This window comes from Bacillus sp. P4_D3 (assembly GCF_056401855.1).
Genome location: NZ_JBFUIN010000957.1, coordinates 1 through 1,023, shown reverse-complemented (window position 1 = coordinate 1,023; position 1,023 = coordinate 1). Strand labels below are relative to the sequence as shown.

Below are 1,023 nucleotides of genomic sequence, written 5' to 3'. Positions count from 1 at the left end.
GTTAAATATGCATAATCTCATATGACCTATTTTGAAAAGTATTGTATACTCTGAAACTATACGATACTTTTTCGTATAGTTATAGAATGTAAGGAGTGACAAGATGAGAAAGCCAAATAAGTATGTGACAGTTGCCCTGCTTTGTTCAACAATTGTAATGGGTGGCTTACACGCGTCGTCTGTATCTTACGCATCTACGAAATCGACTGTAGTTACTACACAATCAGATGCTAAATTATTAAATGATTTTCGAAAAGAATTAAAAAAACATATTGATAATCGAGATGAAAATATTACAATCGCATATAAAACAAAAGATAGAAATGCTAGAGATGTTATGGACCAATTATACAAAGAATATAATAAAATTGTAGATGCTGATGAGTATGTAAAATATAATGTAGCGTCTACTAAATATTCTATAAAAGGGATGCCTGGGAATTATACATTTACATTACAAGTGAAGTATCGTGAATCAAAAGAGCAAACACAGTATGTAAAGTCTCAGGCGAAAGCAATTGTAAATTCTATCATTAAACAAGGCATGGATGAACATGAAAAAGTGAAAGCTATTCATGATTATGTTGTGAAACAAGTATCATATGATACGTCTTATCAAGCATATACAGCGTATGAAGCGTTAGCGAATCGTTCTGCCGTTTGCCAAGGATATACATTGTTAACATATCAATTACTAAAAGAAGCAGGTATTCAAAATCATATTGTAACAGGTACAGGGAATGGACAAGCTCATGCATGGAATTTAGTGAACATTGATAACAAGTGGTACCACCTTGATACTACATTCGATGATCCGGTGCCAGATAAAGCTGGGCGCGTAACATATTCATATTTTAATATGTCTGATGACCAATTAAGCAAAGACCATGAATGGGATCGTAGTAAATATCCAGCGGCAACTACAAGTTACTTCAACGAATTAACAAGCAAAATAAAAGCCGGTAGTTCAAAAACTGCTGTATATGAACAAATGTTAAAAGAAACAAATTTAAAGTATTTATC

General features: G+C 32.7%; 1 protein-coding gene. It reads left to right on the top strand.

Annotated elements, in window-relative coordinates; all coding sequences use genetic code 11:
• Window positions 1–103 precede the first annotated feature (103 nt).
• On the top strand, window positions 104–1,023 hold a 920-nt coding region (locus AC1DTM_RS28310; protein ID WP_477001469.1), incomplete at its 3' end, for a transglutaminase domain-containing protein.